Annotated in this window: 24 protein-coding genes, 21 tRNA genes, 2 rRNA genes and 1 pseudogene; 13 read left to right on the top strand and 35 right to left on the bottom strand. The window is 42.8% G+C overall.

The genetic code is table 11. The annotated features are described in order from the left end of the window. Positions 1-144: 144 nt before the first annotated feature. Together KI363_RS19015 and KI363_RS19010 are read right to left on the bottom strand one after the other, a co-directional pair. Positions 145-387 (bottom strand): DUF2584 domain-containing protein, encoded by a 243-nt coding sequence (locus tag KI363_RS19015; RefSeq protein ID WP_158321446.1) that lies wholly within the window; start codon positions 385-387, stop codon positions 145-147. A 34-nt stretch (positions 388-421) separates the two neighbouring features. After that, positions 422-1225, bottom strand: a complete 804-nt coding sequence (locus KI363_RS19010; protein WP_158321447.1) for an alpha/beta hydrolase family protein — start codon at positions 1223-1225, stop codon at positions 422-424. 106 nt (positions 1226-1331) lie between these two features. On the opposite strand from KI363_RS19010, the gene KI363_RS19005 reads away from it, so the two are divergent. The 3 genes from KI363_RS19005 to KI363_RS18995 all read left to right on the top strand — a co-directional run bounded on the left by KI363_RS19005 (position 1332) and on the right by KI363_RS18995 (position 3976). After that, positions 1332-2330, top strand: coding sequence for an ABC transporter substrate-binding protein (locus KI363_RS19005; protein WP_158321448.1), 999 nt, complete (start codon positions 1332-1334; stop codon positions 2328-2330). An 85-nt stretch (positions 2331-2415) separates the two neighbouring features. Beyond that, positions 2416-3183: an ABC transporter ATP-binding protein gene (locus tag KI363_RS19000; protein ID WP_212967303.1), complete on the top strand. Its 768-nt coding sequence runs from the start codon at positions 2416-2418 to the stop codon at positions 3181-3183. Next, on the top strand, positions 3173-3976 hold the full coding sequence (locus KI363_RS18995) for an ABC transporter permease (protein ID WP_212967302.1): 804 nt from the start codon (positions 3173-3175) through the stop codon (positions 3974-3976). The genes KI363_RS19000 and KI363_RS18995 overlap by 11 nt, the downstream gene beginning before the upstream one ends. Before the next feature lie 36 nt (positions 3977-4012). On the opposite strand, the gene ytkD is transcribed toward KI363_RS18995, so the two are convergent. Continuing rightward, a complete protein-coding gene (gene ytkD / locus KI363_RS18990) occupies positions 4013-4489 on the bottom strand; it encodes an RNA deprotection pyrophosphohydrolase (protein ID WP_158321451.1) in 477 nt (158 codons plus the stop codon). Between the two features lie 55 nt (positions 4490-4544). After that, entirely contained in the window at positions 4545-4877 is a 333-nt protein-coding gene (locus KI363_RS18985) for a hydrolase (protein ID WP_373306814.1), read from the bottom strand. A gap of 208 nt (positions 4878-5085) precedes the next feature. On the opposite strand from KI363_RS18985, the gene KI363_RS18980 reads away from it, so the two are divergent. Then, positions 5086-5337: a DUF6154 family protein gene (locus KI363_RS18980; RefSeq protein WP_158321453.1), complete on the top strand. Its 252-nt coding sequence runs from the start codon at positions 5086-5088 to the stop codon at positions 5335-5337. A gap of 276 nt (positions 5338-5613) precedes the next feature. Here KI363_RS18980 and KI363_RS18975 read toward each other — a convergent pair whose 3' ends face one another. After that, positions 5614-6039, bottom strand: a complete 426-nt coding sequence (locus KI363_RS18975) for a Dps family protein (protein ID WP_158321477.1) — start codon at positions 6037-6039, stop codon at positions 5614-5616. Between the two features lie 216 nt (positions 6040-6255). On the opposite strand from KI363_RS18975, the gene KI363_RS18970 reads away from it, so the two are divergent. The 7 genes and pseudogenes from KI363_RS18970 to KI363_RS18940 form a co-directional block, all read left to right on the top strand. After that, on the top strand, positions 6256-6840 hold the full coding sequence (locus tag KI363_RS18970) for a TetR/AcrR family transcriptional regulator (RefSeq protein WP_212967300.1): 585 nt from the start codon (positions 6256-6258) through the stop codon (positions 6838-6840). After that, the gene (locus tag KI363_RS18965; RefSeq protein WP_158321455.1) at positions 6833-8101 is read left to right on the top strand and encodes a cytosine permease; all 1269 of its coding nucleotides are present in this window, start codon (positions 6833-6835) and stop codon (positions 8099-8101) included. Before KI363_RS18970 ends, KI363_RS18965 begins: the two co-directional genes overlap by 8 nt. Then, positions 8101-9195 (top strand): S-methyl thiohydantoin desulfurase family protein, encoded by a 1095-nt coding sequence (locus KI363_RS18960; RefSeq protein WP_212967299.1) that lies wholly within the window; start codon positions 8101-8103, stop codon positions 9193-9195. The genes KI363_RS18965 and KI363_RS18960 overlap by 1 nt, the downstream gene beginning before the upstream one ends. After that, the gene (locus tag KI363_RS18955) at positions 9192-10736 is read left to right on the top strand and encodes a hydantoinase/oxoprolinase N-terminal domain-containing protein (protein WP_212967298.1); all 1545 of its coding nucleotides are present in this window, start codon (positions 9192-9194) and stop codon (positions 10734-10736) included. Before KI363_RS18960 ends, KI363_RS18955 begins: the two co-directional genes overlap by 4 nt. 221 nt (positions 10737-10957) lie before the next feature. After that, complete coding sequence (gene yidD, locus KI363_RS18950; protein ID WP_212967297.1) at positions 10958-11206, top strand: membrane protein insertion efficiency factor YidD; 249 nt, start codon at positions 10958-10960, stop codon at positions 11204-11206. Positions 11207-11398: 192 nt separating this feature from the next. Beyond that, positions 11399-12385 carry a metal ABC transporter solute-binding protein, Zn/Mn family gene (locus tag KI363_RS18945; RefSeq protein ID WP_212967296.1) on the top strand — a complete coding sequence of 329 codons (987 nt, stop codon included), beginning with the start codon at positions 11399-11401 and terminating at the stop codon, positions 12383-12385. 96 nt (positions 12386-12481) lie between these two features. After that, a pseudogene (locus KI363_RS18940) lies at positions 12482-12592 on the top strand (DUF1540 domain-containing protein); the annotation flags it as partial. Positions 12593-12815: 223 nt separating this feature from the next. On the opposite strand, the gene KI363_RS18935 reads toward KI363_RS18940, so the two are convergent. From KI363_RS18935 to KI363_RS18905, 7 genes are all read right to left on the bottom strand, one after another. After that, positions 12816-12992: a hypothetical protein gene (locus tag KI363_RS18935; RefSeq protein ID WP_191967394.1), complete on the bottom strand. Its 177-nt coding sequence runs from the start codon at positions 12990-12992 to the stop codon at positions 12816-12818. A gap of 141 nt (positions 12993-13133) precedes the next feature. Further along, entirely contained in the window at positions 13134-14252 is a 1119-nt protein-coding gene (gene menC / locus KI363_RS18930; protein WP_212967295.1) for an o-succinylbenzoate synthase, read from the bottom strand. Continuing rightward, complete coding sequence (locus KI363_RS18925) at positions 14249-15736, bottom strand: o-succinylbenzoate--CoA ligase (protein WP_212967294.1); 1488 nt, start codon at positions 15734-15736, stop codon at positions 14249-14251. Before KI363_RS18925 ends, menC begins: the two co-directional genes overlap by 4 nt. A 525-nt stretch (positions 15737-16261) precedes the next feature. After that, positions 16262-17080 carry a 1,4-dihydroxy-2-naphthoyl-CoA synthase gene (menB, locus tag KI363_RS18920; RefSeq protein ID WP_158321463.1) on the bottom strand — a complete coding sequence of 273 codons (819 nt, stop codon included), beginning with the start codon at positions 17078-17080 and terminating at the stop codon, positions 16262-16264. After that, a complete protein-coding gene (gene menH, locus KI363_RS18915) occupies positions 17046-17903 on the bottom strand; it encodes a 2-succinyl-6-hydroxy-2,4-cyclohexadiene-1-carboxylate synthase (RefSeq protein WP_158321464.1) in 858 nt (285 codons plus the stop codon). Before menH ends, menB begins: the two co-directional genes overlap by 35 nt. After that, positions 17900-19639, bottom strand: a complete 1740-nt coding sequence (gene menD, locus KI363_RS18910; RefSeq protein ID WP_212967293.1) for a 2-succinyl-5-enolpyruvyl-6-hydroxy-3-cyclohexene-1-carboxylic-acid synthase — start codon at positions 19637-19639, stop codon at positions 17900-17902. The genes menH and menD overlap by 4 nt, the downstream gene beginning before the upstream one ends. Then, positions 19636-21000, bottom strand: a complete 1365-nt coding sequence (locus KI363_RS18905; RefSeq protein WP_212967292.1) for an isochorismate synthase — start codon at positions 20998-21000, stop codon at positions 19636-19638. The genes menD and KI363_RS18905 overlap by 4 nt, the downstream gene beginning before the upstream one ends. Before the next feature lie 278 nt (positions 21001-21278). Between KI363_RS18905 and KI363_RS18900 the strand changes: the two genes are divergently transcribed. Both KI363_RS18900 and KI363_RS18895 read left to right on the top strand, forming a co-directional pair. Then, positions 21279-22202, top strand: a complete 924-nt coding sequence (locus tag KI363_RS18900; RefSeq protein WP_212967291.1) for a 1,4-dihydroxy-2-naphthoate polyprenyltransferase — start codon at positions 21279-21281, stop codon at positions 22200-22202. A gap of 502 nt (positions 22203-22704) precedes the next feature. Beyond that, a complete protein-coding gene (locus tag KI363_RS18895; protein ID WP_158324465.1) occupies positions 22705-23451 on the top strand; it encodes a TraR/DksA C4-type zinc finger protein in 747 nt (248 codons plus the stop codon). A gap of 54 nt (positions 23452-23505) precedes the next feature. Here the strand turns inward: KI363_RS18895 and KI363_RS18890 are convergent. From KI363_RS18890 to KI363_RS18780, 23 genes are all read right to left on the bottom strand, one after another. Then, positions 23506-23577: transfer RNA gene (locus tag KI363_RS18890), tRNA-Glu, on the bottom strand. 14 nt (positions 23578-23591) lie between these two features. Then, positions 23592-23682, bottom strand: a tRNA-Ser gene (locus KI363_RS18885). 57 nt (positions 23683-23739) lie between these two features. Further along, positions 23740-23811: transfer RNA gene (locus KI363_RS18880), tRNA-Asn, on the bottom strand. Between the two features lie 4 nt (positions 23812-23815). Then, positions 23816-23889 (bottom strand) — tRNA-Ile (locus KI363_RS18875). A gap of 11 nt (positions 23890-23900) precedes the next feature. Next, positions 23901-23974, bottom strand: a tRNA-Gly gene (locus KI363_RS18870). 15 nt (positions 23975-23989) lie between these two features. Continuing rightward, positions 23990-24065, bottom strand: a tRNA-His gene (locus KI363_RS18865). A 19-nt stretch (positions 24066-24084) separates the two neighbouring features. Further along, a tRNA-Phe gene (locus tag KI363_RS18860) sits at positions 24085-24160 on the bottom strand. Positions 24161-24263: 103 nt separating this feature from the next. Next, positions 24264-24340, bottom strand: a tRNA-Asp gene (locus tag KI363_RS18855). Positions 24341-24343: 3 nt separating this feature from the next. Then, a tRNA-Met gene (locus tag KI363_RS18850) sits at positions 24344-24417 on the bottom strand. A 20-nt stretch (positions 24418-24437) separates the two neighbouring features. Continuing rightward, positions 24438-24530 (bottom strand) — tRNA-Ser (locus KI363_RS18845). Positions 24531-24542: 12 nt separating this feature from the next. Then, a tRNA-Ile gene (locus tag KI363_RS18840) sits at positions 24543-24619 on the bottom strand. 9 nt (positions 24620-24628) lie between these two features. After that, positions 24629-24702 (bottom strand) — tRNA-Met (locus KI363_RS18835). A 23-nt stretch (positions 24703-24725) separates the two neighbouring features. Then, positions 24726-24801: transfer RNA gene (locus KI363_RS18830), tRNA-Ala, on the bottom strand. A 12-nt stretch (positions 24802-24813) separates the two neighbouring features. After that, positions 24814-24887 (bottom strand) — tRNA-Pro (locus tag KI363_RS18825). A 77-nt stretch (positions 24888-24964) separates the two neighbouring features. Continuing rightward, positions 24965-25041 (bottom strand) — tRNA-Arg (locus KI363_RS18820). 6 nt (positions 25042-25047) lie between these two features. Continuing rightward, a tRNA-Leu gene (locus KI363_RS18815) sits at positions 25048-25133 on the bottom strand. 12 nt (positions 25134-25145) lie between these two features. Next, positions 25146-25220 (bottom strand) — tRNA-Gly (locus tag KI363_RS18810). 29 nt (positions 25221-25249) lie between these two features. Then, positions 25250-25331, bottom strand: a tRNA-Leu gene (locus tag KI363_RS18805). A 24-nt stretch (positions 25332-25355) separates the two neighbouring features. Continuing rightward, positions 25356-25431, bottom strand: a tRNA-Lys gene (locus KI363_RS18800). Between the two features lie 5 nt (positions 25432-25436). Next, positions 25437-25512: transfer RNA gene (locus tag KI363_RS18795), tRNA-Thr, on the bottom strand. 7 nt (positions 25513-25519) lie between these two features. Further along, a tRNA-Val gene (locus KI363_RS18790) sits at positions 25520-25595 on the bottom strand. 4 nt (positions 25596-25599) lie between these two features. After that, a 5S ribosomal RNA gene (gene rrf, locus KI363_RS18785) occupies positions 25600-25715 on the bottom strand. A 189-nt stretch (positions 25716-25904) separates the two neighbouring features. Then, positions 25905-26033 (bottom strand): 23S ribosomal RNA (locus tag KI363_RS18780); the annotation flags it as partial.

Below are 26033 nucleotides of genomic sequence, written 5' to 3'. Positions count from 1 at the left end.
CGCCATGAACGGCAAAATAGTGCCGGGAGAGGGAGAAACTCTACAAAAAAAGGTTCCAAGCAAATTTTTTATTGCTTGGAACCTTTTTATTTACTATTTTTGGCTAGTTATGTCCCAGCCTCTTTTTCTCCTATTTCAAACTAATTAATTACTGGAGTGCAAAGCAAGTAGTTGATACGTGATAATCGTTTGGTTATTTTCCCACTCGACCTTTTGAATTTTCGCAGTGGCTCGGTAATCACTTTCAATGGTGTGGCGCACCTCGATTGGGATATCAATTGGATACAGCCGATAGCCATCTTTTTTAAGCGTGAATTGATTTCCCTGTTGTCTCACTTCATTTCCTTTTGTTACAATCAACGTATTTAATTCGAAGGGCATTCCCATTGTGATCCCCCATTTCCTTGTTAAATCATACTAATTACATTATATCGTGATTTTCCTGTTGTTTCATCCAATAACAAAGATCTTTGACAACTTTTCGATTGACGGCTGGTGGAAAATAGTGGGTATAGTGTTCAAAATACCAGGTTTCCACTTTTTTCCCCAGTGTGCGTAGTCTTTTTTCTAAGCGATGGGCATGCTCGATTGTCACATTGTCATCAAGCATTCCGTGAATAATTAACACAGGCGGTTTCATCGCTTCCATTTGATAAAGTGGTGTGCGCCATTGATATTCCTCGAGTGCTGTCTTCGGTGAACCACCAATCACCCTTTTCATCATCCTCCGAAGATCAACCCGCTCCACATAGGTTAGAGCTACGTCTGATACACCACCCCACGTGACCACAGAGGCAGCTTGTTCATATTCCAATCCCGTAAGCAGTGCCATCACACCCCCGCGAGAAAAGCCAAAAATATGAATTCGCTTGGAAAGAACAAGAGGATGGCCCTCTAATAATTCAAAACCTGAAAAGGCATCCCGGCGATCATCACCCGCAAAATCTTCATTGCCCTCTCCCCCACGATTCCCCCGATAAAAGGGGGCAAAGACAATAAAACCTTCTGAGGCAAATTGGGCAATCCGAGCTGGTCTGACCATCCCCACATTTTTAATCCCGCCCCGTAAGTAGAGGAAGCCTTCATATTTTCCAGCTCGCCTTGGTTCCGCTAAAAGCCCTTTTACCTTTAATCCCTCTGACATATAGGTCACTAAATATAAGTTCACATACGGGTTTGGTGAAGGAAATACTTGTTTTTCTACCATTTTTCCATCGTGTCGCATTGATTTCCGCTCCTTCGATATCGCTTCTTTCCTCTAGGCTATCACACAATTTTTCATTTTACATATGATAATTCTAAACAGATTCACATACGAGGAGGCAATCGCCATGAAGGCAATTTTAAAAATAGGATCATTGGTGATGGTGGCGATTCTCGCAGTCTTCGCCTTAACCGCTTGTTCCAAAGAAGATCCTTTAGAAAAGGTAAAATTAGCTGAAGTCACGCGATCTATTTTTTATGCTCCCCTATATGTTGCCCTAGAACAAGGATATTTTGAAAAAGAAGGGCTGGATGTCGAATTAACAACCACATGGGGTGGAGATAAAACAATGACCACTTTGCTGTCAGATGGAGCGGATATTGCCCTTGTTGGATCTGAAACCTCGATTTATGTGGATGCTCAAGGAGCTACAGATCCCGTCATAAATTTTGCGCAATTAACGAAAACTGATGGCACCTTCCTTGTTTCTCGTGAAAAGATCGATGATTTTGATTGGGAGATGTTAAAAGGTTCTACTTTTCTTGGGCAACGAAAAGGGGGAATGCCACAAATGGTCGGCGAATTTGTGCTTAAAAAACATGGTATCGACCCCCATACCGATTTAGAGCTTATTCAAAATATTGATTTTGGTAATATCCCGAATGCTTTTGCCTCAGGCACTGGCGACTTCGTGCAGTTGTTTGAACCAACCGCCTCTGTTTTTGAAAAAGAAGGAAAGGGCCATATTGTCGCTTCTTTTGGTGAAGAATCTGGTCATGTTCCTTATACCACATTTATGGCGAAACAAAGCTATATGGATAAACATCCAGAAACCGTTGAAAATTTTGTGCGGGCTCTTCATAAAGCTCAAGAGTGGGTAGAGAAAGCAGATGCAGAAGAAATTGCTAAGGTTGTTGCTCCGTACTTTGAAGACTCCGATTTGGATACTTTGGCCGTTGTCGTAGAACGTTATCGAAGCCAAGGCTCTTTCGCAAAAGATATGAAATTAACGAAAGAAGGCTGGGACAATTTACAAGCCATTATGGATGAAGCAGGGGAACTTCCAGAAAAAGTAGACTATGAAAAACTTGTCAATACCTCAATTGTTGAAAAAGGAATGAAATGAATTCGGAGCGGCTGGTGGCGCAATTTCATAGCCAGCTCGCGCGATCCCAGCAAGATATACCATTTGTACAGAAGGAGGGCCGCTCATGAGTTTTATCGAAGTAGAACAAGTCGGTCACCATTATTTCACTCCCTCCACTGTGACTACAGCTTTGGAGGATGTGTCTTTCACGATTAAAAAGGGAGAATTTGTTTCCTTTCTAGGACCAAGTGGATGTGGAAAAACGACCATGCTTTCAATTTTGGCTGGCTTAATCACCCCTACATCCGGAAAAATCCGCATCGATCAGCAAGCGCCTGATCATGATGCTAATTTCATTGGCTATATGTTACAGCAAGATTATTTATTTCCTTGGAAAACGATCGAGGAAAATATCTTGCTCGGATTAAAAATGAATGGCAGATTAAGTTCAAAAACAAAGCAAAGTGCGCTAAGCTTTTTAAACCAAATTGGGTTAAAAGGCGTCAATCAGCAAAAACCACAACAATTATCAGGTGGGATGCGCCAACGAGCTGCGCTTGCGAGAACAATGGCCGTCAATCCAAAACTTTTATTATTAGATGAACCATTCTCGGCACTCGATTATCAAACCAAATTGAAATTAGAGGATTTGGTCGCAGAAATTCTCAAAGCATATGGAAAAACAGCGATTCTTGTGACCCACGATATTGGCGAGGCGATTTCGATGAGTGACCGTATTTTTCTTTTTTCTGGAAGTCCTGGGAAAATTCATCGCATCTTTGACATTCCAAAAGAACTAAGAGTGTTAAAGCCTTTTGATGTAAGAAGCCACGAATCCTATAATCAAATCTTTCAAACGATATGGAAGGAGTTGGAAGCTCTTGAAAGCTAATCAATCTGACCTCCTCCATGCCCATTATAAACAAAAGCTTTTAAAGGAGAAAAAATGGGTACTATTTTATCAGATAGTAATTTTCATTCTCTTTTTTTCTTTATGGGAAATCGCCAGTCGACTTCATTGGATTGATCCACTGATTTTCAGTTCACCCACTAAAGTCGGCGCTTTATTGATAGAAAAAGTAATGGATGCTTCCTTGTTTACGCATTTGGGTGTGACGGTTTTTGAAACGGTGATGGGGTTTATTTTAGGTACTGTCCTCGGCACCTTATTAGCTGCCCTCTTATGGTGGTCCCCTTTCTTCTCAAAAATCGTTGACCCGTATCTCGTGATCATGAATGCGATGCCGAAAGTAGCGCTTGGTCCGATTCTGATTGTCGGCCTTGGCCCAGGATTCACCTCGATTATTGCCATGGGTACACTCGTATCGGTGATTATTACAACCATCGTCATCTATACCTCGTTTCGGGAAGTGGATGATCATTACATTAAAGTATTAAAGACATTTGGTGCAACAAGGAAGCAAATTTTTAAAGAAGCGATTTTGCCTGCTTCCTTCCCAACGATTATTTCGACATTAAAAGTGAATGTTGGTCTATCATGGGTTGGCGTGATTGTTGGAGAATATCTCGTCTCCGCCAAAGGGCTTGGCTATATGATTATTTATGGATTTCAAGTGTTCAATTTCACCCTTGTCATGCTCTCGCTCCTGTTGATCGCTATTTTTGCGACGATGATGTATAAAGGAGTAGAATGGGTGGAAGGAAAACTGTTAAATGAAAAATAGCAAAGGGCGTGGATCCAGAACCGGTCCACGCCTTTTTTAATAGACACCCTGTTTTTTCAGCTGCTCAAGGGCAAGGGGGACAACCTTATCCTTCATGATGAAGCTAAATCGAGTGGTATGTAATTGGGGTAAAAGCTCACCTTCTAACAAGATCGGACCTTTCGTTTCTAAATAATCAGACTTTGTTTCTAATTCCTGAACTTCCGCGTACATGATGGCTTTAACAAACGGGGCGGAAGAAGGCTCTGTTACTTGATACTCTCCGAGAAAGGAAATGGTTTCAATGATTCCGCCTGTCTCCTCCCATACCTCTCTTTTAGCTGCCTCTTCAATCGTTTCTCCGGCCTCCAATTTTCCACCCGGAAATTCTAATCCCCGCTTGCTGTGGTCAGTCATAAGCCATTTTCCTTGGTACCGACAAATAACGAAGACATGCTGCGCCTTTATGGGAAAAGCCTCCCGCTGAAAAGTCAATGTAACTTGAGATCCATTTTGATCAATAAACTTATACATCCCTATCCCTCCCTCCTTACTATACTCTGTTCAGGAAGGGAGGGAAATGATTTGCTCATTCACTCGTAAAATCTTCCAGTATCCCAATGCTGTCGATATGATCTTTTGCTTCCTGGTCCCCTAACTGATAAATTAGTTGATAAACTTGGATTAAATTTTCATCGTATCTATCATTTGTGGAGTCGTTGTGATACTCTACAAAAGGTACGTGTGCACGTGCAAAATCGATCATGCTGTTATTGTAATTCGCATTAAAGATTTGGCGGAGCTTGCCGATCTCCTGTTCTGTGGCATTGATTTTAAACTGCCATGGCGAGACATTAGGAGCCGAAAAAATTTCTCCCGCTCCAATGGATATATAATAGGTTTGGCGATCCTGTTGATTCACACTCATCTACCTCCAGGTCAATGTAATCCAAAAGTCATCACTTTTGCCGATTATGCATATTTTGTTACACTTCTTCTTATTTTATTCTTAAGGTATACTTTGATTTGAGTAAGACGGCCCTTGTAAAAAAGGAATACGTATCTATACGGAGGCAGGATTGTTTTTTCCAAAAAAGGGTAAATAAAAGGATAGCTAGGGAGGTGCTAAAATGAAACTTGTCGATGAATTGTTTGCGATGTATCAAGATAAACTCACAGACGAAGATGATTTAGACATGATTACTTTCGCGGTTCTAGAGCATTATAACAAAAAAGAACTTATGCAAATTGTCCATGATATGAATGAATTTGAATTACAATATTTTATCCGCATGTATCTCTTGGAATCACTCAAAGGTAAAATGGAACAGGCCGAATTTCATGACCAATATCCGTCCAACGATTCAAAATTTTACCACTAAATACATATGTAATGAACTCAAGGTCGAGAAATTGGGCTAACCCCCCAATCCTAAGAACCCCATTCCCTACCAAAGAAATTGGGAATGGGGTTCTTCACACACTTGAATGGGGTTCTTCGCACTTGAATGGGGTTCTTCGCACTTGAATGGGGTTCTTCGCACTTGAATGGGGTTCTTCGCACTTGAATGGGGTTCTTCGCACTTGAATGGGGTTCTTCGCACTTGAATGGGGTTCTTCGCACTTGAAAAAACTTGGTGCACGAGGCACCAAGTTTTTTATTTTCCTAAAAAGGCTTTTAACATCCAATTATGTTTTTCCAAGCTGGTGTGAATAGCTAGGAACATATCAGATGTGGATTCGTCTCCTGCTTTTTCAGCGATTTCCATTCCTTCTTTTAATTCATCGATTAAAATCGTAAAATCATCAACGATGGATTGCACCATCCCATTTGCATCCAACGTTTCCTCTACTTCCCCGATGCTGGCCATTTGCAGAGCATCCTTTAACGTCGCAACGGGTTTACCGCCGATCGCAAGCAATCTTTCCGCCAATTCATCAATATTCTGATCGGCTTCATTATAAAGTTCTTCAAATTTTTCGTGAAGCGAAAAGAAATGCGGTCCTTTTACATACCAATGATGATTATGTAACTTCGTGTAAAGGACAGTCCAGTTCGCTACTTGTTTATTCAGCATTTCCATAACTTGTGTGTTTGTCACTCTTATCACTCCCTCTAATGATAGATTTACCCAGTTTTTCGTAAATGAAACATGCTTATCTTCTCCTGTTAAATGTAAATTATTCTCTCTTTTGTTACATATTTTTTATATTTATTCTTTATGGTGTATAAAAAACCACTTGAAATTCGACAAAATTTGCTATAAACTTAACCTAACAATTATTAGGTGGTGAATATTTTGACTAAAGATAAAATTTTAGCAGCTGCGATAAATCAGTATTCTATGTTTAATTATCATGGAGCTACCATGCAAAAGATCGCAAAAGAGGTGGGAATCAAGCCGGCTTCGATCTATTTCTTTTACAAAAATAAAGAAGAACTGTTTATTGCGGCTTTTCAATCATTATTGCAATCCCATTTTGAACAAATGAAAAGGATACTGGATGAAGCGAAAGATCGCGGACTCCTAGAAATTTTCCAATCATTGTTGACTGGGACGGTTGCCTATCATCAAAGTCATCGGCAAGAAACAAATGCTTATATTTCCCTAGTGGCTTCACCACCTGCTGAAATGAAACAGTTTCTCCAAGAACATATGAAAACATTTGATACATGGATGTTTGATTCCTTAGTGGAGCTTGCCAAACGGGATTTCCCCCATCTGACAGAAGCTGAGGCAAAAGTGCTGACAAAGCAATTTGTTCTGCTTATGGACGGAATATTCTGGGAAATCAATCTATATGATGAAGAAACTTTGCAAGAACAAATCGATCAAGCCCATCAAATCATGGCCAAACTATTGGAGGGATTACAACATGAATAATGACTACGAAAGACAACCTGTCCCTATGAGTGAAAGGAAAAAATGGTATTCCATTAGTTTAGTCTGGATTGCGGTTGGAATCGACCTTTCTGCCATGTTATTTGGGGCTGAATTAGGTGCTGGGATGAATTTTCAAGATGCCCTGCTCGCTGTCGTGATTGGATCTGCGATTTTAGGTGGATTAGCTGCTTTCTGTGCGTATGTTGGGGCTGTGACGGGGTTATCTACCTCGATGATTTCTAAATTTACCTTTGGAGCAAATGGCGCCAAATTTGTTTCTCTTTTTCTTGGCATCTCTTTGCTTGGTTGGTTCGGTGTTCAAACCGGATTTTTTGCAGAAAATGCCTTTGCGGCGATTAAAGGGGTAGCCGGTTGGGAGATCCCTCTTCCTCTCTTAGCAGGAATTGGTGGTATCTTGATGATGACCACAGCCGTACTAGGCTATCGAGCCATTGAAAAACTAAGTACATGGTCTGTGCCCTTACTGTTAATTTTAGTTGTATTATCCGTAATTTTAGCGATTAAAAAATACGGGGCAAGCGAATTATCTGCCCCCGTCGAAAATGTTTTCTCATTAGGAATGGCGATCTCCCTTGTCATTGGGGTATTTGTTTTAGGGGCCGTCATCTCACCTGATGTATCCAGATGGGCCCGCACAAAAAAAGATGCGATTTTAGCTTCATTCTTTGGTTTTTTCTTTGGCAATAGTTTTATGATTGTGATTGCGATGATCCTCTCGAGAATTATGGATGAAAGTGATTTGACGACAATTATGATTACCGTTGGCTTAGGAGTTCCAGGGATTCTCGTCCTAATCCTTGCACAATGGACAACCAATACGAGCAATGCTTACTCATCTGGATTAAGTTTGGCCGTGATTTTTTCGAAAACGAATAAGGTTGTCCTCACTTTAATAGCCGGAATCACCGGAACCTTATTAGCAGTCTTCGGGATTTACGATTATTTTATTGATTTCTTAACGATTATGACGATGTTTATCTCACCAATCGGTGGAGTTTACACAGCTTCCTATTATATTGGGGGGCAGAAATTATTTAAGCAGGAAAATCAACAAGCGTTCAAATTCCTTCCCCTGCTTGCCTGGGCACTTGGAACATTTATTAGCTGGTTGACGATGGAAGGTCCGATTGGCTTAGAACTATTCACCTTAACCACGATTTCATCGGTTGATAGTTTTCTAGTCGCCTTTCTTTTCCAAGCGATTTTCATTATTTTATTGAAACAAAGGAGAGCTGTCTAATGAGATGGTTACATGAAGAAGATATCGAAAATATTGCGATTGGCGCCACAGTCCTTGGTACTGGTGGAGGCGGAGATCCTTATATTGGAAAGATGATGGCCTTATCAGCGATTAAAAAATTCGGGCCTGTCCAAGTGATCTCTGTGGATGAATTAAATGATACGGATTGGGTACTCCCTGCATCTGGAATGGGATCCCCTAGTGTGTTAGTCGAAAAAATCCCTTCCTTTGAGCAATTATCGGCACCATTACAAGCCTATGAAAAAGCGTCTGGTAAAAAAACGGATGTCGTGATGCCGATCGAGGTCGGTGGGGTTAATTCATTAATTCCCGTCGCCGTTGCTGCGATGAATGGGATCCCGATCTTAGATGGGGATGCGATGGGGCGTGCTTTTCCAGAAGCACAAATGGTCACTTTCCATTTGGATGGATTAAAACCAAAGCTTGCAACGATTGGTGATGAACAAGGAAATACGGTCACCATTGAGCCTGTCGATGGATTTTGGAGTGAAAAATTAGCGCGAAATATTACGATTTCGATGGGTGGCTCTTCGATTGTTTGTGATTATGGAATTACAGGGGCACAGGCGAAAAAAAGTGTGATCCCTGGGACCCTCACCCTTGCCCAAGAAATCGGTGCTGTATTATCGACCAATCGAACAGCTGCTGTCCATCCGATTGAGCAAATGCTGAAGTTGCTAAAAGGATACCGCCTTTTTAAAGGGAAAGCTGTGTTTATTAAAAGAGGGATTCAAGGTGGGTTCACCCGAGGCGAAGCCCAGTTTGATGGAACGGATGATTTTATACACCAATCGTGTACCTTGCATTTCCAAAATGAACATTTGTTAGCGGAATTAAACAGAAAACCGATTGCGATGACGCCTGATTTAATTGCAGTTTTAGATGAAGAAACCGGGATGCCGATCACAACGGAAGGATTGAAATATGGTGCGAGAGTCGTCGTGGTTGCGTTCCCGGCCCATGAAAAATGGCGGACACCAATTGGGATTGAAACAGCGGGACCCCATTATTTCCAATATCCATATGAGTATCAACCACTGGAATCTTTAGTAAAGGAGCATGCAAACAAATGATCAGACTCGGAATTGATGTTGGTGGAACCAATACAGATGGCGTTCTTTTAAACGCGGATAATGAAGTGTTAAGTAGTGCCAAACATGCCACAACCGCCGATATTTTTACAGGAATTGAAAAAACGATTGATGCCTTGGTCGAAGAAGCGAAAATCAATGTGAAAGAGATTCAAGTGGCGACATTAGGAACTACCCATTGCACTAATGCGATTGTGGAAAGAAAAGCTTTAAATAAAGTCGGGATTATTCGCCTTTGCTTACCTTCTGGGACAACCGTTCCCCCTTTGATTGGCTGGCCAGAGGATTTAGTGGAAGAGCTGCAAGTAACGACTGTGCTTGTTCATGGAGGCTATGAATATAATGGCGCCCCCATCGCCACGCTTCAATATGAAGAACTTGAGCAAGCTGTCCAACAATTTCGTGGAAATGTCGACTCGATTGCCATTTCAGGTGTTTTCTCCCCTGTTTTGAATGAACAGGAAAAAGAAGTAGCCGCGTTTTTAGAAAAAGAATTACCAGGTATTCCATTATCACTTTCAAGTGAAATAGGTTCGATTGGTTTAATCGAACGCGAAAATGCGACAATCTTGAACGCCGCATTAATGAACACGATTCAACATGTCACATCTGGATTCGGGCAAGCGTTACAGGATCAAGGGATCGAGGCGCAGATTTATTTAGGACAAAATGATGGTACCTTAATGACACATGAGTTTGCCCAAAAGTATCCGATTTTCACGATTGCTTGTGGACCGACAAACTCGATTCGTGGTGCCGCTCATCTTTCTCAAGAGCCTAATGCGATTGTGGTTGATATTGGCGGGACAACGACGGATATTGGTGTCCTTAGCAATAGCTTCCCACGACAAACATCACTCGCTGTGGAAGTGGGCGGTGTCCGCACCAATTATCGAATGCCAGATATTTATTCAATTGGCTTAGGCGGGGGTACACGTGTTCATTTGGAAGACGGAGCTTGGAAAATTGGACCAGATAGTGTCGGTCATCAATTAACAGAAAGGGCGCTTGTGTTTGGTGGCGAGGAATTAACGGCTACAGATGTGGCGATCGGCGCCGGTAAGATGAAGATTGAAGGAACAGACCTTGGTCAACTTGGCCAATACCCTGTTGACGAAATTTATCCCGACCTTGTCGAAATGGTGGAAAAAGCGATTGATCGGATGAAAACAAGTGCGGAAGCTTTACCCGTTGTGTTAGTCGGCGGCGGTGCCTCCTTAATGCCTAAGGATTTACAAGGGGCCAGTCGGGTGATTCGTCCAGTCCATGCCGGTGTCGCCAATGCGATCGGCGCGGCCCTTGGGGATATTAGTGGAACGATTGAACGGATTTATACATTAGAAAACCAATCCCATCAAGAAGCCGTTGAAGAAGCTAAAGCAGAAGCGATCCAAACAGCGATTGCGGCCGGGGCCAATCCAGACCAGGTAGATATTATCCAATTAGAAGACTTTCCCCTTGCTTACATGCCCGGCAATGCGATTCTCGTGCGAGTAAAAGCGGCGGGGCCGTTGAAGATATAAGGTGGGATTTGTGCTAGGCACTTATGGAGGTGCCTAGCGTTTTTTCTAGGACTAAATTTTGACCAAACGCCAATCCCCTCTCGGATCGAAGGATTTACTGAATCGTTTTGATTTACTCTCGGATAGACTGATTTATTCTCGGATAAGGCGAGTTCGCTCTCGGTCCCTGTCAGATTGTGTTAAACTATAGATAAACATCTCGCTAGAAAGAAGAATACCCTATGTTAAAATCAATCTTTTTAAATCTTATTCGCTTTTATCGCAAGTTTATTTCTCCCTTAAAGCCGCCAACCTGTCGCTTTTATCCCACTTGCTCGCAATATGGATTGGAAGCGATCCAACGGTTTGGGGCGATTCGCGGTGGTTGGCTAACCATCAAACGGATTGGAAAATGCCATCCCTTTCACCCCGGGGGAATTGACCCTGTTCCAGAAAAAATAGATAAGTTGAAGCATCAGCATGATGAATAAACGGCTAGAAGCACGAAAACGAGAGCTTTTTTCCTGAATTTGTTCATCCTGATCGCAATGCTACATCCATTCCACCAAAATATTCCCTTGATGATTTTTTTAAAAAATATATTGCTTTTTCTTTAAAAATCAGCTATGCTAATTTCCGTACTTTAAATCGGAATGATTCTTATTAAGGAAGAGGAGGAACGCATGAATAAGCATAAGCGTATTTATTTAGTGATTGTATCAATTTTTATTTTACTATTAGCGGCCTGTGGAAATGAACAACAGAAAAATAATACTGGCAAGCTAACCATTTATACAACGGTTTATCCGTTACAATATTTTACAGAAAGAATCGGTGGAGAGCATGTTTCTGTGCAATCCATTTATCCGCCTGGTTCTGATGAGCATACATTCGAACCTTCGCAAAAAGATATGATGAAGCTCGCGGATGCCGATTTATTCTTTTATATTGGCTATGGATTAGAAGGTTTTGCGCAAAAGGCGGAGAAAACATTAAAAAATGAGACTGTTCAGATTGCGGCCGTTGGGGAGAAAATCGATGTGGAACCTCAGTCTCATCAACATGAGAATCATGAGGAACATGAACATGAAGAGCATGGGCATGAAGGACATGAACATGGTGAGGAAGATGGACATCATCATGGTGACGTGAATCCCCATCTTTGGATTGATCCGATCTACGCGAAAGAATTAGCAGAACAAATTTTGCAGCAATTGGTGGAGGCTAAGCCTGAGTATAAATCAGAATTCGAAAAAAACTACCAAGATTTAGCAGGTGAATTAGAGCAGCTTGATCAGGACTTTGCTTCGATGGCGAAGCAAGCGAAAAGAAAACAATTTGTTGTGGCCCATAAAGCCTATAGCTATTGGGAAAGTCGTTATGGACTCGAGCAAATTGCGATTGCGGGGATTTCGTCAACAGAAGAACCTTCGCAAAAAAAATTACAAGCCATTGTCGATACCATCAACGAAGAAAAGGTTCCCTCTATTTTCGTCGAGCAAAATATTAACTCACACCTCGCTGAAATTATTCAAAAAGAAACAGGGACGGAATTGCTTCCGATTCATAATTTAGCCGTGTTAACAGAAGATGACCTAAAAAACGAGGAAACCTATTTTACTTTAATGGAGAAAAATTTAACCAACTTAGAAAAAGCTTTGAATCAATAAACGTTCATATTCTCTGAAGGATGAACAGCTAAGTTCGCGCCGTCCTGGCGCAACGCTGTTCTGACCCACATCCTGTGGGCCTAGAATTGTCATTATTGGAAAGAAGGAAATCAATGTGGGGCTGATTGTATTTATGTCGTCAGCCAGCATGGGCATAATGCTTCATCAGGAGAGGTAACTGATTGTCAGACGTTTAGAAAGAGGTAACATCCGAAATGAAGGAAAACGCATGAGTTATTCATACAGTCTTTCACCTGGCTTATCGTTCTTTTACCTGATTCCTTCTTGGGATTTAATACATTATCTGAACGCAAAATACGTTCAATGTAATCATTATCTATATCTAATTCAGAAAATATCTCATTTTTCATTAGTGATCTGTAAGTGTTTTTACCTGAACCGTTGTTACCTGCAAAAACATACAATGTCTTCATTCATTTGAAGCCCTCTCCGTCATCTCTTTATAGCCATTAGGATATTCTTTTACCAATTTTCCATTTTCAACGTAAATGATTGGTTGATTATACATCTTAGCATCTATCATAGCTCTTTCTCCAGTGAACTTCGCCATTCTTGAAGCTTTATCACTTAAACCACGTTTAACCACAGCGCCCCCTCCTTGATTTGTTGATATTTTTACAACAGACATTGAAAATAGTACAAATACATTCCATAACACAAGTATAAACTAAAATCAACCACTTTTGTTAATTTTTCGTTTTTATTGCAAATATATATAAGGGATTTTCTATGTCATGTGGCTTGTGATAATTTCCTTATGCAAACGCACTTCTTCCACACGCCGTTCGTTTAATGAAAATCCAATCCCTGGGAGGGTCGGAACGGTGATTTTTCCTTTCTCCATCTCAATGGGCCGATCCAAAATATCTTCTTCCCAATAGTGAGTGGAAGGTGATAGATCACCTGGCAATGTGAAAGCTGGAAGGGAAGCTAAGGCCAAATTATGAGCTTTCGATATACCAAATTCGATCATGCCGCCACACCAGACTTGGAGCTGATTTTCTTGACAGAGATCGTGAATTTGTTTGGCGTTCGTTAGTCCTCCAACACGACCTACTTTGATGTTGATGATTTGGCAACTTCCTAATTGAATCGCACTTTTCACATCATGAACATTCGTGATGCTTTCATCTAAGCAAATCGGTGTGTTGATTTGCTTTTGCAAGATGGCGTGTTCGACGATATCGGTTGTACCAAGGGGTTGCTCGATCATGAGTAGGTCAAATTCATCCAAAGCACGAAGGCGGTCGACATCATCCAGTGTATAGGCGGAGTTGGCATCTGCCATCAAGGGCACATCTGGGAATTCCCTTCTGATCGCCTTGATAAACTCGACATCATTGGCCGGGCTAATTTTTAATTTCATGCGTTCAAACCCTTGTTCAGAAAACTGCTCGATCTGTTTAAGCGCATCTGTGACATCTTGTGTAGCCACAACCGCTCCTGCCCGCACCTCATTGCGCTCCCCGCCAAGTATCGTGGAAAGAGACTTTCCTTGTTTTTTTGCGTACAGATCCCAAAGCGCGGTTTCAATGCCACTTTTGGCCATTGGATTTCCCCTCAGGCTAGAAAATTCACGTGTAAACTCCGAAGGATGAGCAAACTTTTTTTGTAGAACCACGGGTAAAATAAAATCCTTTTGGATATGATAAGCGGTCTTCACTGTTTCTTCCGTATACCATGGGGAGGAAAATGCAACTGTTTCTCCGTAGCCGACTTCTCCTTCACGATCCCATAGTTCAATGATGATGGCCTCTCGTTCTCGAACTGTCCCTAAATGGGTAGAAAAAGGCTGCTTTAATGGCATCGCAATAATCGAAACCTGTGCTTTTACAATATCGATCATGACTGTTTCTCCTGTTCTAGATATTCTAGTAGCTTGCGACGCAATAACTTATTGGCGGCATTCCTTGGTAAAGCTTCGACTTGGATAATTTTTTTCGGAACCTTGTATGCGGCTAGATGGGTGCGGCAAAATTGCATAAGTTCTGCTTCGGACACAGAATTTCTGGCGGCGATAAAAGCATAAGGCACCTGTCCCCATTTTTCATCTTTTATCCCCGTAACGCCAGCTTCGATAATGGCGTCATGTCCCAAAAGCACTTCCTCGATTTCGGCCGGATAAATATTTTCTCCACCTGAAATAATTAAGTCTGAACGGCGGTCCAATACATATAAAAATCCCTCTTCATCCATGTAACCGATATCGCCTGTTTTGAACCAGCCTTGTTCAAAAGCCACTTGATTGGCTTCAGGCCGGGCAAGATATCCGCTCGTAATATTCGGGCCTTTTAATTGAATCTCCCCTGGTTGGTTAGGTGCGGCCTCTCGGTTATTCTCATCAATAATTCGTATTTGCGCCGGAAAAAGCGCCTTTCCAGCTGAACCTAATTTTTTAAAAGCATCTTCTGGGCTTAAAGTCGCTATTTGTGATGCGGTTTCTGTCATGCCATATGTTTGAAATATCGGGATCCCTTTTTCCACACATTTTTCTAAAAGCGGTAATGGCGCTGGTCCCCCTCCAAGCAATAGGCACCGGAAAGAGGAATGATAGGTTTTCATTCCAAGCGTTTCAAGCATTCGGCTTAACATCGCGGTTACAACTGACATGATTGTGATTTGTCCTGATTGAAGCAGAGAATTGGCTTTTTCCTCATCAAACTGTTCCATTAAATAAACAGGCATCCCATAAATGACACTTCTCATTAAAATCGAAAGACCACTAATATGAAAAAGCGGAACCGCACAAAGCCAGGAATCTTTCTCTTGCAGGCCTAAATTAAGAGAAGAACCAATCGCACTCCACCAATGATTGCCATAGGTCTGCTGCACTCCTTTCGGCTTGCCAGTTGTGCCCGAGGTATACATAATCGAACAAGTTGCGGCAAGATCATATTCGTCCCTGATTTCAAGCTGTTGGTTGGGGAAGCTTTCATATTGGGTAGTTGTATAAATCCGGAGTTGAGGGTTTTCTTCGCGGAGTTTATTCGCCATCTCTGCCAAAGTCTCATCATAAAAAAGAAGATTGGTTTGACTATCTTGCAATTGAAACCCTAATTCGGTTGTGGTCAAACGATGGTTTAAAAAGACCGCTTCGATTCCAAGTTGCTGGAGTGCATGAATCAACCAAACCATTTTTGGATGATTTTTCATTAAAATCGCGGCACGGCGGTCTTGCTCTTTTAAACTTGATGCTAGTTTCGCTTGCAAATCTTGGACAATGTCTTTCATTTCTTGAAAAGTCCACACTTGGTCTTCGAATATCAATGCAGGTTTATTGGGGCTGATATGACTTCGCTGCAAAAGCCAATTCGGGATCCTCTCACCCATTCCATTCCCTCACTTTCGTAATCATTTGGGTTGCTTCTTAATGGACCGAAGCAACGTTTTTTATGCTTCCTATCTCGATTGCGGGCACGGTTCGGCCTTGATCGTTACCCTTTTGGGCTTCTTAGCTCGATTGCGGGCACGGTTCGGCCTTGATCGTTACCCTTTTGGGCTTCTTAGCTCGATTACGGGCACGATTCCGGCTTGATCATGACCCTTTTGGGCTTACTACTTCGATTGCGGGCACGATTCCAACTTGATCATGACCCTTTTGGGCTTACTACTTCGATTACGGGCACGATTCCAACTTAATCATGACCCTTTTGGGCTTACTACCTCGATTACGGGCACGATTCCAACTTGATCATGACCCTTTTGGGCTTACTACTTCGATTACGGGCACGATTCCGGCTTGATCGTTACCCTTTTGGGCTTACTACTTCGATTGCGGGCACGATTCCAACTTGATCGAGGGCTTCTCATAGTTAAGAAAGACTTGGTGGCATGCCACCAAGTCCTCTCGTGATATTAAGGAAAACGTGGGAATTGATCAAAGTCTGGTTTACGTTTTTCTTTAAAGGCGTCTCTACCTTCTTTCGCTTCATCCGTTGTGTAGTAAAGCAAGGTCGCATCACCAGCAAGTTGTTGCAGGCCTGCTAAACCATCGGTGTCAGCATTGAAAGCTGCTTTTAAGAAACGCAAGGCTGTTGGGCTTTTTTCGAGCATTTCTTCACACCATTTCACTGTTTCTTCCTCTAATTGCTCGAGTGGCACAACGGTGTTGACTAAGCCCATATCTAATGCCTCTTGCGCATTGTATTGACGGCAGAGGAACCAAATTTCTTTCGCCTTCTTATGTCCAACAATCCGAGCTAAATAGCCAGAGCCATAGCCCGCATCAAAGCTGCCCACTTTTGGTCCTGTTTGACCAAACACAGCGTTATCAGCTGCAATCGTCAGGTCGCAAACAACGTGAAGAACATGCCCGCCACCAATCGCATATCCTGCCACCATTGCTACAACTGGCTTAGGGATCACACGAATCAGTCTTTGGAGATCAAGAACATTCAAGCGTGGGATGTTGTCCCCGCCTACATAGCCACCATGTCCTCTTACCTTCTGATCACCACCGGAACAGAACGCTTTCTCCCCTGCCCCTGTTAAAATAATCACGCCAACTTCTTTATCATCACGGGCATAGGCAAAAGCATCCATTAATTCCATCACAGTTTCCGGCCTGAATGCATTATGTACATGAGGTCGATTGATCGTAATTTTGGCAATCCCATTATATGTTTCATATAAAATATCTTCATACTCTTTTTTGCTTGTCCATTGAATCGACATATTCCGAACTCCTTTCAAGATTGATGAGAAACTCCCTTACTATTGTATCAAAACTTTTTAAATCCTCCACATGAATTGCATGGCCGACATTTGGTACCTCTGTCATCTTCGCATTTGGGATCACTTTTACCATGTCTCTAGCAATTCGACAAAACTTCGGATCCTTGTCTCCACAGATCAATTGCACAGGCATGAGCAAATCGTTTAAATGGGACCACCAAGAAGGTTGTTGTCCGGTCCCCATCCCCCGCAAGCTACCCGCAAGTCCAACCGGATTTTGCCGTAGACGCTGCCGGCGAATTTTTTCCTGATTCGCTTTTGGCAAATTTTTCTGCGTGGAAAACAAAGGGATCTCCTGCCAATAATCGACAAATTCCTCGATGCCCTTTGCTTCCAACATTTGCGCCAATTGCTCGTCCTGATGGATTCGAGCCTCCCTTTCCTCTGGTATGGACAATCCAGGCGATGCACTTTCTAAAACTAGACTTTTCACTTTTTCGGGAAAGAGAAGCGCAAAGCTTAAAGCTAATCGCCCTCCCATCGAATACCCAAGCAAATGAACTTTTTCAATCTTTAATGTCTCTAAAATAGTAGCTAAATCATTCGCTGCCTGTTTTGTCTCATAACGACTGGAATCTGCAGGCGCACTTGTTTTTCCATGACCTAATAAATCAAGAGAAATGATTGTGAATCGATCTTGCATCCGGTCCGCAAATTCTGTCCAAGTCGCATGATCCCCCGTAAATCCGTGTAAAAGCAACAATGGCGGCCCACTTCCTTGCATCGTATAAAAATAATCTACGCCATTCACATGAATCATCATTTTTCTACACCTTGCAGGTAAGTCGTTATTTCCCGGGAAACTTGTTCCCACATTTTCCGATGGGATGTTAGATTTTTCGCCCTGTCTGTCGGAATTTCAATCACATTTAACCCTTTATAACTTGCTGCTGATTTGATTGCTTTGGAAAAATGTTCCCAGTCTGTCACTTTTTCGTATTGCCCATGATACATTTCCACAGCATGCTGAAAATCCAGTCCTGTTGGTGTACCAAATAAAACTTCGAAATGCTGCTTCGATTCTGCTTGCGGTAAATAAGAGAAGATCCCGCCTCCATCGTTATTCACCAAAATGATCGTCATGTTTAACTCATATAATTTTGCCGCTAACAATCCATTCATATCATGGAAAAAAGATAAATCCCCGATTAATAAAAACAGCGGTTGTTGATAGACAGAAGCCCCTAAGGCTGTTGAAACAACCCCATCAATCCCATTCGCACCGCGATTTGCCATAACCGTAATGCCTTGGTTATTTTTGTGGAAAAAGGTGTCTACATCACGAATCGGCATACTATTGCCGACAAAAATCGTGCTATCTTTCGGTAATCGTGGGAAGAGCTCATAAAATACTTTCCCTTCTTCCAGTTCCTGCTCTTGAGACATATGAGCCTTAATCGCCGTTTTCGCCAATTGATCGACCTGCTGCCATTGCGATAACCATTCATTATTTTCATTTTTCTTTACATAATTCGTCAATTGTTGACAAAATGCCGTCTCATCCATTTGAATCACCTTCGTACCAAGATGATAAGGATCTCTCCAGCCTGCCTGTCCATCCACAATAAAATGCGGGATCCCGCGGTATTTTTTCATGAAGAGGGAAAGTGGTTTCGATACAGGCATCGCCCCAAATCGCAAAATAAAATCGGGTTGAAATTCCGCAAGTACACGGTCTGTTTTTAAAATCGCGTCATAACTATCGATGATCACCGAGTTGTCCAATCGCAGTTGAGACAAAGGATCTGCCAGAATGGGAAAAGCTAACTTTTCGGCCAAACGGATGGCTGCATTAGAAAAAGATGGTTGATCCATCGGCCCACAAATGATCAAGCCCTTTTGATACTGGCTGATCTCACGTGCGATTCGCTCCAGGGCGGCCTGTGGCAATGCTAGCTCACCTGCGATGATTTCATAGTCCGCCTGCTCTTCAGAAAATGGATAAGGCTCAAGAGCTGGAAGCAATGGCTCACGCAGCGGAAAATTCACATGTACAGGTCCTGGAACTGGGCTTTTACATTCTTTCACAGCGCGGCGGGCAACCATTTTCGAATAGGTAATTTGCTCTGCGCTATTTTCAGGCAGCGCCATTTCCGCAAACCATTTCACATGGTGACCGTATAAATGAAGTTGATTAATCGCTTGCGGTGCGCCTACATCACGCAACTCATGAGGTCGATCCGCCGTTAGCACAAGCAAAGGAACCCTCGATAAATTCGCTTCGACAACAGCCGGGAAGTAATTGGCTGCCGCTGTTCCCGACGTACATAATAGGACAACAGGTGACTTTGAAGCTTTGGCGAGACCAAGGGCAAAGAAGCCAGCTGACCGTTCATCAATATCAATATAAGTATTGATCTCCTGATGCTCTACCATTAAAAGAGCAAGTGGCGTAGAGCGAGAACCAGGACTAATCACAACATCCCGAACTCCCGTTTGAAAAAGTCCGGTAATAAAAGCGGCTAAATACTCGGTTAAAGCTTGTTGGTGTAAATTCATAAGCTCTCCTTCCCAAAAGCACGTAACATTGGTTGGAATTTAATGCGCGTTTCAACGAGTTCTTTCTCAGAAATGGAATCAGCCACTAAACCGCACCCCGCATATAAATAGGCTGAATTTCCTTTCGTCAGGCCAGAACGAATCCCAACGATAAATTCTCCGTTTCCGCGATAGTCTGTCCACCCGATCGGACTCCCATAGAATCCCCGGTCCATGTTTTCCTTGTCACGAATGATTTTCATAGCAGGCCTTGTCGGAACTCCTCCTAAGGCAGGGGTAGGGTGTAAGGATTGAATCATTGCAAAAATAGAACTTTTCTTTTTCGCCCTTCCTTTTACAGGAGTGTATAAATGTTGGATATAAGGTTTTTTCATTAAGACAGGCTGATTCGGAATGAATAGTTCTTCACAAAAAGGTCGTAAAGCATCTTCAATCATCGAAACCACTAACTCATGTTCAAAAAGATTTTTTGAATCCTGCAACAAGCTGTCTCCCAATTGCTGATCTTCCTGTTCATTTTTCCCACGAGCAATCGACCCAGCTAAACAAGTCGATAAAATTTGATTTTCTACTTTTTCTATCAATCGCTCTGGAGAAGCACCAAGAAAACAGCTATCTTCTGCTTCCATAGAAAATACATAACTACTCGGTTGCTGGGATAATAGCTGATAAATAATCGTTTCCGATGCGATAGATTCAGCAAAGTCAAGCTGCAATTTTCTTGCTAATACAACCTTTTGCATATCTGTGTTTTGTAATTCATGTACGACTTCTTCAACACTTTGCAGCCATCCTTCTACATCATATTCTTTTTGGGCTAATTGTTCTGGAAGGGGAAGAGGCTCAGCCTTCATCTGCTTTACCCACTGTTTTAAGTGTTCTCCTCCCCCCTGATCCATTGTGCCAAATTGATTAATGGTTAGGAAATATTGTTCCTGCCAACAAGTAATCATGATTTCAGGCAAATAAAAGAGGGAGTCTCCAAAACTTCCCCATTCATTCGCAGGCATCTGATTCGTATCAAACGAAAAACCACCAAATAATAATGGTCCTGTTCCTGGAGCGTCAAAGCTATTCTCAATATGGGCAGCTTGCAAGAGTTTGTCCCATTGTTGCTGAATCTGTTCAAATCTCTTCTCAGGGCATTTACTTGTAAGAGATGCCGCAATCCCTATCCCAACGATCTTAAATGTCCCGTCCGCGTTTTTCCAATAAAATCTCTGTCCTTTTGCATAAGTGCGGTGTGACTGATAAAAAACAAAAAGATCACATGGATCAATGGATAATGTATAACTAAAAAGTTTGCCCCTCTCGATTGCTTCTGATTGCACAAAGCGATTGGGGGATAATATTGTCTTCAAGTCAAATCTCTCCTAAAGCTACGTTCTAAAGTCTGTATTCCTCCTTATTATATATGAAGAAGGACGTTAAATGTAGTGTTCACACTTAGGAAATCATTTCCCGTGAATATTTAATCGGAAAGGATTGACACTTTATGACACTTTTCATAAACTTTATAGGAGAGGCCAACAGGACGTTGGTCACAAAGGCGTGGCGATTGTTGTCGCGGTTTTAGCCTTTGATCCTTCTTTTTCCTTATTTTTACTATATTATTGTTCATTAGAGGAGAGACATTTCTATGAAAGCACAGGCTAGTTCTGCCATACAAGCAGATAAAGGCTGGAGAATCTGGTGGCAGCTTGCACGCCCCCATACCCTTACAGCCGCATTTGTTCCAGTCTTTCTTGGGACTGCTTTAGCCGCCAATGATGATGCGATCCATATCCCCTTATTTCTAGCGATGATGATCGCAAGTCTGTTAATCCAAGCGGCTACCAATATGTTTAATGAGTATTTTGATTTTGCCAGAGGATTGGATCATGAGGAATCGGTTGGGATTGGAGGAGCGATTGTCCGCAATGGTGTGAAGCCTAAGACTGTCTTAAAATTAGCTTTTATCCTTTTTGGCATTGCCCTTCTATTAGGTATCTATATTTCGTTAAGCACAAGTTTATGGATTGCTGTGATCGGTTTTGTCTGCATGCTCGTCGGATATTTTTACACTGGCGGCCCACGCCCGATTGCCTACACACCTTTTGGGGAGTTCATGTCAGGCTTTTTTATGGGATTTGTCATTATTCAAATTGCTTATTTCATCCAAACCGGAGCTATTTCCCAGCAAAGCGTATTTATTTCCATACCGATTTCGGTACTTATTGGAAGTATTATGCTTTCTAATAATATTCGCGACTTAGATGGTGATAAAGAAAGCGGCCGAAAAACGATCGCGATTCTCATTGGTAGAAAAAATGCGATTATATTACTAGCGGCAATGTTTGCTTTTTCCTATGTATGGATAATCTTTATGACCCTATTTACGGAAGCACCCTATTGGTTATTCATTACCTTTTTAAGCATTCCCAAAGCTATCCAAGCTGTAAAAGGTTTTATTGGCAAAACGGAACCGTTCGAAATGATGCCTGCCATGGTCGCGACCGCGAAAACCAACACGATCTATGGACTTTTAATGTCCGTGGGAATCATTATAAGTTATTTTATCTAAATCGTCCTCCTTATACAGGAGGGCTTTTTTATGTTTATTAGCTTCTGTTTAAAGGAAAATATAAGTAATCAAAAAATTAGTGTTCAAAAAGGAGGATAAAAAGGACCAAGTCGGCTAAAGGCGCTGACGTCCTGTCAGCAACGCCGACACTAGTACGTCCTGTACGTCCTGTACGTCCTGTACGTCGAAAGTTCGAGGCGGCGAAGCCTTCGAGCAGCAGACTTGTACAGGATGTACTGACTTCCGTGTTGCCCACAGGACGTGGGCGGTTTTAACGGAAGACCCTTATCATCTGATACATGAGCACAAGGAAAGCTTCCCCGAATCCGCATCGCACGCCGGAAAAGTGGTTTTCTTTTCCAAGCAGCGGAGAAGCAAGCCAACGAAGAAATTCGCAGTGTCATTTTTACCGGACTTTTTGAACATCCTCATAAAGAGATCCTGATTAGCATTTCAAAAAGTGTTTATACTACATTTGAAGACTTGAAAGGGATGTGCCGCGATGATTACGAAAGAGCAGATGTCAAATTTAAAACAAGAGCTTTTGCAACAGAAGAAACAACTGGAAGTCACAGATGATGAAGATAGTTTCCGTAACCGAAGTGCTCACGAAAATATTGGTGAACTATCTCTATACGATAATCACCCTGCTGACGCGGGAACAGGTTTCTATGAAAGAGAAAAAGACATGGCTTTGTCTGTACATGCTCAAGATGAGCTAGGAAAGGTTCAGCATGCCCTAGAAGCAATGGAAAAAGGAACTTATGGTCAATGTGAAGTCTGTGGGAAAGAGATCCCTTATGAGCGTCTAGAAGCTCTTCCTTCCACTACCTATTGTATTGATCATTCACCAGAGCAAAAAGTACCTGGGGACCGCCCCGTTGAAGAAGATGTCTTAGAGCCGGCCCATGACAACTCTTTTTCTTATCGGTTGAGAAGCCCTGTCAAAGATTATGAAGATAGCTTTGAGGAAGTAGCCAAATTTGGAACTTCGGAAACACCATCCGATTTTGTTGGGGATTACGATGATTATAACGAGCTTTATCAGGATGAAAGTAAGGATGGGACTCAGGAAGAGTATGAGACCTTTAGTGTGACTGATATTAGTGGTGACCATAGAAGTACCTTGCAGACAGATGAGAAAGAAGAGTATGAAGAAAAATTAGATGATACGGGAATGGAGTCGCCATTGGGAGATATCCCTTATAAGGAAAAAGATAGTTATATTGATGATGATCATTCAGAATGAGGAACTCGACAAAAAAGGTAACAGCTTCTTTTGAAGTTGTTACCTTTTTTTAGATGACCCCTACGGGATTCGAACCCGTGTTACCGCCGTGAAAGGGCGGTGTCTTAACCGCTTGACCAAGGGGCCTTGCAAATATGTAATGGCGGAGAAGGAGGGATTTGAACCCTCGCGCCGCTTACGCGACCTATGCCCTTAGCAGGGGCACCTCTTCAGCCTCTTGAGTACTTCCCCGTAAAAAATTCATTAAAGCTAAAACAACTTTTCATTAACCGGAGAAAATAGTTACAACTCCGCAGGTAGGATTCGAACCTACGACCGATCGGTTAACAGCCGATAGCTCTACCACTGAGCTACTGCGGAATGATGGGCCTAAGTGGACTCGAACCACCGACCTCACGCTTATCAGGCGTGCGCTCTAACCAGCTGAGCTATAGGCCCATAGTAGAAAATGGAGCGGGTGATGGGAATCGAACCCACGACAACAGCTTGGAAGGCTGTAGTTTTACCACTAAACTACACCCGCAAAGTAATATTATTTTGGGGCGACTAGTGGGAATCGAACCCACGAGTGTCGGAGCCACAATCCGATGCGTTAACCACTTCGCCATAGCCGCCATACCGCATCGATTCAAATGGTGGCTCAGGACGGAATCGAACCGCCGACACAAGGATTTTCAGTCCTTTGCTCTACCGACTGAGCTACTGAGCCGTAAGTTATGGTTTACGCTAAGCTTCGAATCTCTTCGTCCGCTTCCCCGACCTTCTCGCTTATCCTAAACCTTTCATTTAACAATAAGTTTATGTAATACAAATGGCGGTCCGGACGGGACTCGAACCCGCGACCTCCTGCGTGACAGGCAGGCATTCTAACCAGCTGAACTACCGGACCAAATTGCGGGGGCAGGATTTGAACCTGCGACCTTCGGGTTATGAGCCCGACGAGCTACCAGACTGCTCCACCCCGCGATGATTTTAAAGGTTTTATATGGCGGAGGAAGAGGGATTCGAACCCCCGCGCGGTATGACCCGCCTGTCGGTTTTCAAGACCGATCCCTTCAGCCAGACTTGGGTATTCCTCCAATATAAAATCATGGTGGACCTTGTAGGACTCGAACCTACGACCGGACGGTTATGAGCCGTCTGCTCTAACCAGCTGAGCTAAAGGTCCCTTTGTTAATAGCGGCGGAGGGGATCGAACCCCCGACCTCACGGGTATGAACCGTACGCTCTAGCCAGCTGAGCTACACCGCCACATTGATTCATTCACATTAAAATGGTGGAGCCTAGCGGGATCGAACCGCTGACCTCCTGCGTGCAAAGCAGGCGCTCTCCCAGCTGAGCTAAGGCCCCATGAAAGAATAATCGGGAAGACAGGATTCGAACCTGCGACCCCTTGGTCCCAAACCAAGTGCTCTACCAAGCTGAGCTACTTCCCGTTTAATGTGAGAAATAGAATGTTGGATGTTATAAATTTGGCAAACCATTATTATTCCAAATTCTACTTTTTTAGAATTGGCGCGCCCGAGAGGAGTCGAACCCCTAACCTTTTGATCCGTAGTCAAACGCTCTATCCAATTGAGCTACGGGCGCTAAAAATGCCGAGGACCGGAATCGAACCGGTACGGTAGTCACCTACCGCAGGATTTTAAGTCCTGTGCGTCTGCCAGTTCCGCCACCCCGGCATAATCATAATCTGGAGCGGAAGACGGGATTCGAACCCGCGACCCCCACCTTGGCAAGGTGATGTTCTACCACTGAACTACTTCCGCATATTTGGATGATTATGAATAGATATAAGTGCGGGTGAAGGGAGTCGAACCCCCACGCCTTGCGGCACTAGATCCTAAGTCTAGCGTGTCTGCCAATTCCACCACACCCGCTCGATGAATTGGGATAATAATCAATGGTGAGCCATGCAGGATTCGAACCTGCGACCCTCTGATTAAAAGTCAGATGCTCTACCAACTGAGCTAATGGCTCGTCCATGGTGCCGGCCAGAGGACTTGAACCCCCAACCTACTGATTACAAGTCAGTTGCTCTACCAATTGAGCTAGGCCGGCAATATAATGGTGGAGGATGACGGGTTCGAACCGCCGACCCTCTGCTTGTAAGGCAGATGCTCTCCCAGCTGAGCTAATCCTCCATTTGCCTGGCAACGTCCTACTCTCACAAGGGGAAGCCCCTTATTACCATCGGCGCTGAAGAGCTTAACTACCGTGTTCGGGATGGGAACGGGTGTGACCTCTTCGCTATTGCCACCAGACCTCACTTGCACAAAATGTACTGATCTCTGCGTTGCTCACAAGATGCGAGCGATCTAAGCAATAGATCCTTTTTTAACAATCGACATTATATATTATAATGTTTTTTTATGTAAAAAGCAAGAGATTTTTTAAATTTTATTCTCTCAAAACCAGATAAAGAAGAAGACAAACGAGAAACATTTCTATAATTGATTAAGTCCTTGACCGATTAGTATCCGTCAGCTACATGTGTCACCACACTTCTACCTCGGACCTATCAACCTGATCATCTTTCAGGGGTCTTAAGGCTTGCGCCTAGGGAAATCTCATCTTGAGGG

The sequence above is a fragment of the Lederbergia ruris genome (assembly GCF_018332955.1).
Classification (GTDB): domain Bacteria; phylum Bacillota; class Bacilli; order Bacillales; family Bacillaceae_C; genus Lederbergia; species Lederbergia ruris.
The sequence above is the reverse complement of the archived record's forward strand: the minus strand, read 5'-3'. Positions and strand labels throughout refer to the sequence as shown.

What these genes read in the sequence shown, in the direction of transcription:
- menB (WP_158321463.1), bottom strand. Translation starts at nt 17,080, where the DNA reads ATGTCGATTCAATGGACAAGCAAAAAAGAGTATGAAGATATTTTATAT.
- KI363_RS18960 (WP_212967299.1), top strand. Translation starts at nt 8,101, where the DNA reads ATGAGATGGTTACATGAAGAAGATATCGAAAATATTGCGATTGGCGCC.
- ytkD (WP_158321451.1), bottom strand. Translation starts at nt 4,489, where the DNA reads ATGTATAAGTTTATTGATCAAAATGGATCTCAAGTTACATTGACTTTT.
- yidD (WP_212967297.1), top strand. Translation starts at nt 10,958, where the DNA reads ATGTTAAAATCAATCTTTTTAAATCTTATTCGCTTTTATCGCAAGTTT.
- KI363_RS19000 (WP_212967303.1), top strand. Translation starts at nt 2,416, where the DNA reads ATGAGTTTTATCGAAGTAGAACAAGTCGGTCACCATTATTTCACTCCC.
- KI363_RS18945 (WP_212967296.1), top strand. Translation starts at nt 11,399, where the DNA reads ATGAATAAGCATAAGCGTATTTATTTAGTGATTGTATCAATTTTTATT.
- KI363_RS19005 (WP_158321448.1), top strand. Translation starts at nt 1,332, where the DNA reads ATGAAGGCAATTTTAAAAATAGGATCATTGGTGATGGTGGCGATTCTC.
- menD (WP_212967293.1), bottom strand. Translation starts at nt 19,639, where the DNA reads ATGAATTTACACCAACAAGCTTTAACCGAGTATTTAGCCGCTTTTATT.
- KI363_RS19015 (WP_158321446.1), bottom strand. Translation starts at nt 387, where the DNA reads ATGGGAATGCCCTTCGAATTAAATACGTTGATTGTAACAAAAGGAAAT.
- KI363_RS18895 (WP_158324465.1), top strand. Translation starts at nt 22,705, where the DNA reads ATGATTACGAAAGAGCAGATGTCAAATTTAAAACAAGAGCTTTTGCAA.
- KI363_RS19010 (WP_158321447.1), bottom strand. Translation starts at nt 1,225, where the DNA reads ATGCGACACGATGGAAAAATGGTAGAAAAACAAGTATTTCCTTCACCA.
- KI363_RS18900 (WP_212967291.1), top strand. Translation starts at nt 21,279, where the DNA reads ATGAAAGCACAGGCTAGTTCTGCCATACAAGCAGATAAAGGCTGGAGA.
- menC (WP_212967295.1), bottom strand. Translation starts at nt 14,252, where the DNA reads ATGATCGATATTGTAAAAGCACAGGTTTCGATTATTGCGATGCCATTA.
- menH (WP_158321464.1), bottom strand. Translation starts at nt 17,903, where the DNA reads ATGATGATTCATGTGAATGGCGTAGATTATTTTTATACGATGCAAGGA.
- KI363_RS18965 (WP_158321455.1), top strand. Translation starts at nt 6,833, where the DNA reads ATGAATAATGACTACGAAAGACAACCTGTCCCTATGAGTGAAAGGAAA.
- KI363_RS18980 (WP_158321453.1), top strand. Translation starts at nt 5,086, where the DNA reads ATGAAACTTGTCGATGAATTGTTTGCGATGTATCAAGATAAACTCACA.
- KI363_RS18975 (WP_158321477.1), bottom strand. Translation starts at nt 6,039, where the DNA reads ATGGAAATGCTGAATAAACAAGTAGCGAACTGGACTGTCCTTTACACG.
- KI363_RS18925 (WP_212967294.1), bottom strand. Translation starts at nt 15,736, where the DNA reads ATGGGTGAGAGGATCCCGAATTGGCTTTTGCAGCGAAGTCATATCAGC.
- KI363_RS18955 (WP_212967298.1), top strand. Translation starts at nt 9,192, where the DNA reads ATGATCAGACTCGGAATTGATGTTGGTGGAACCAATACAGATGGCGTT.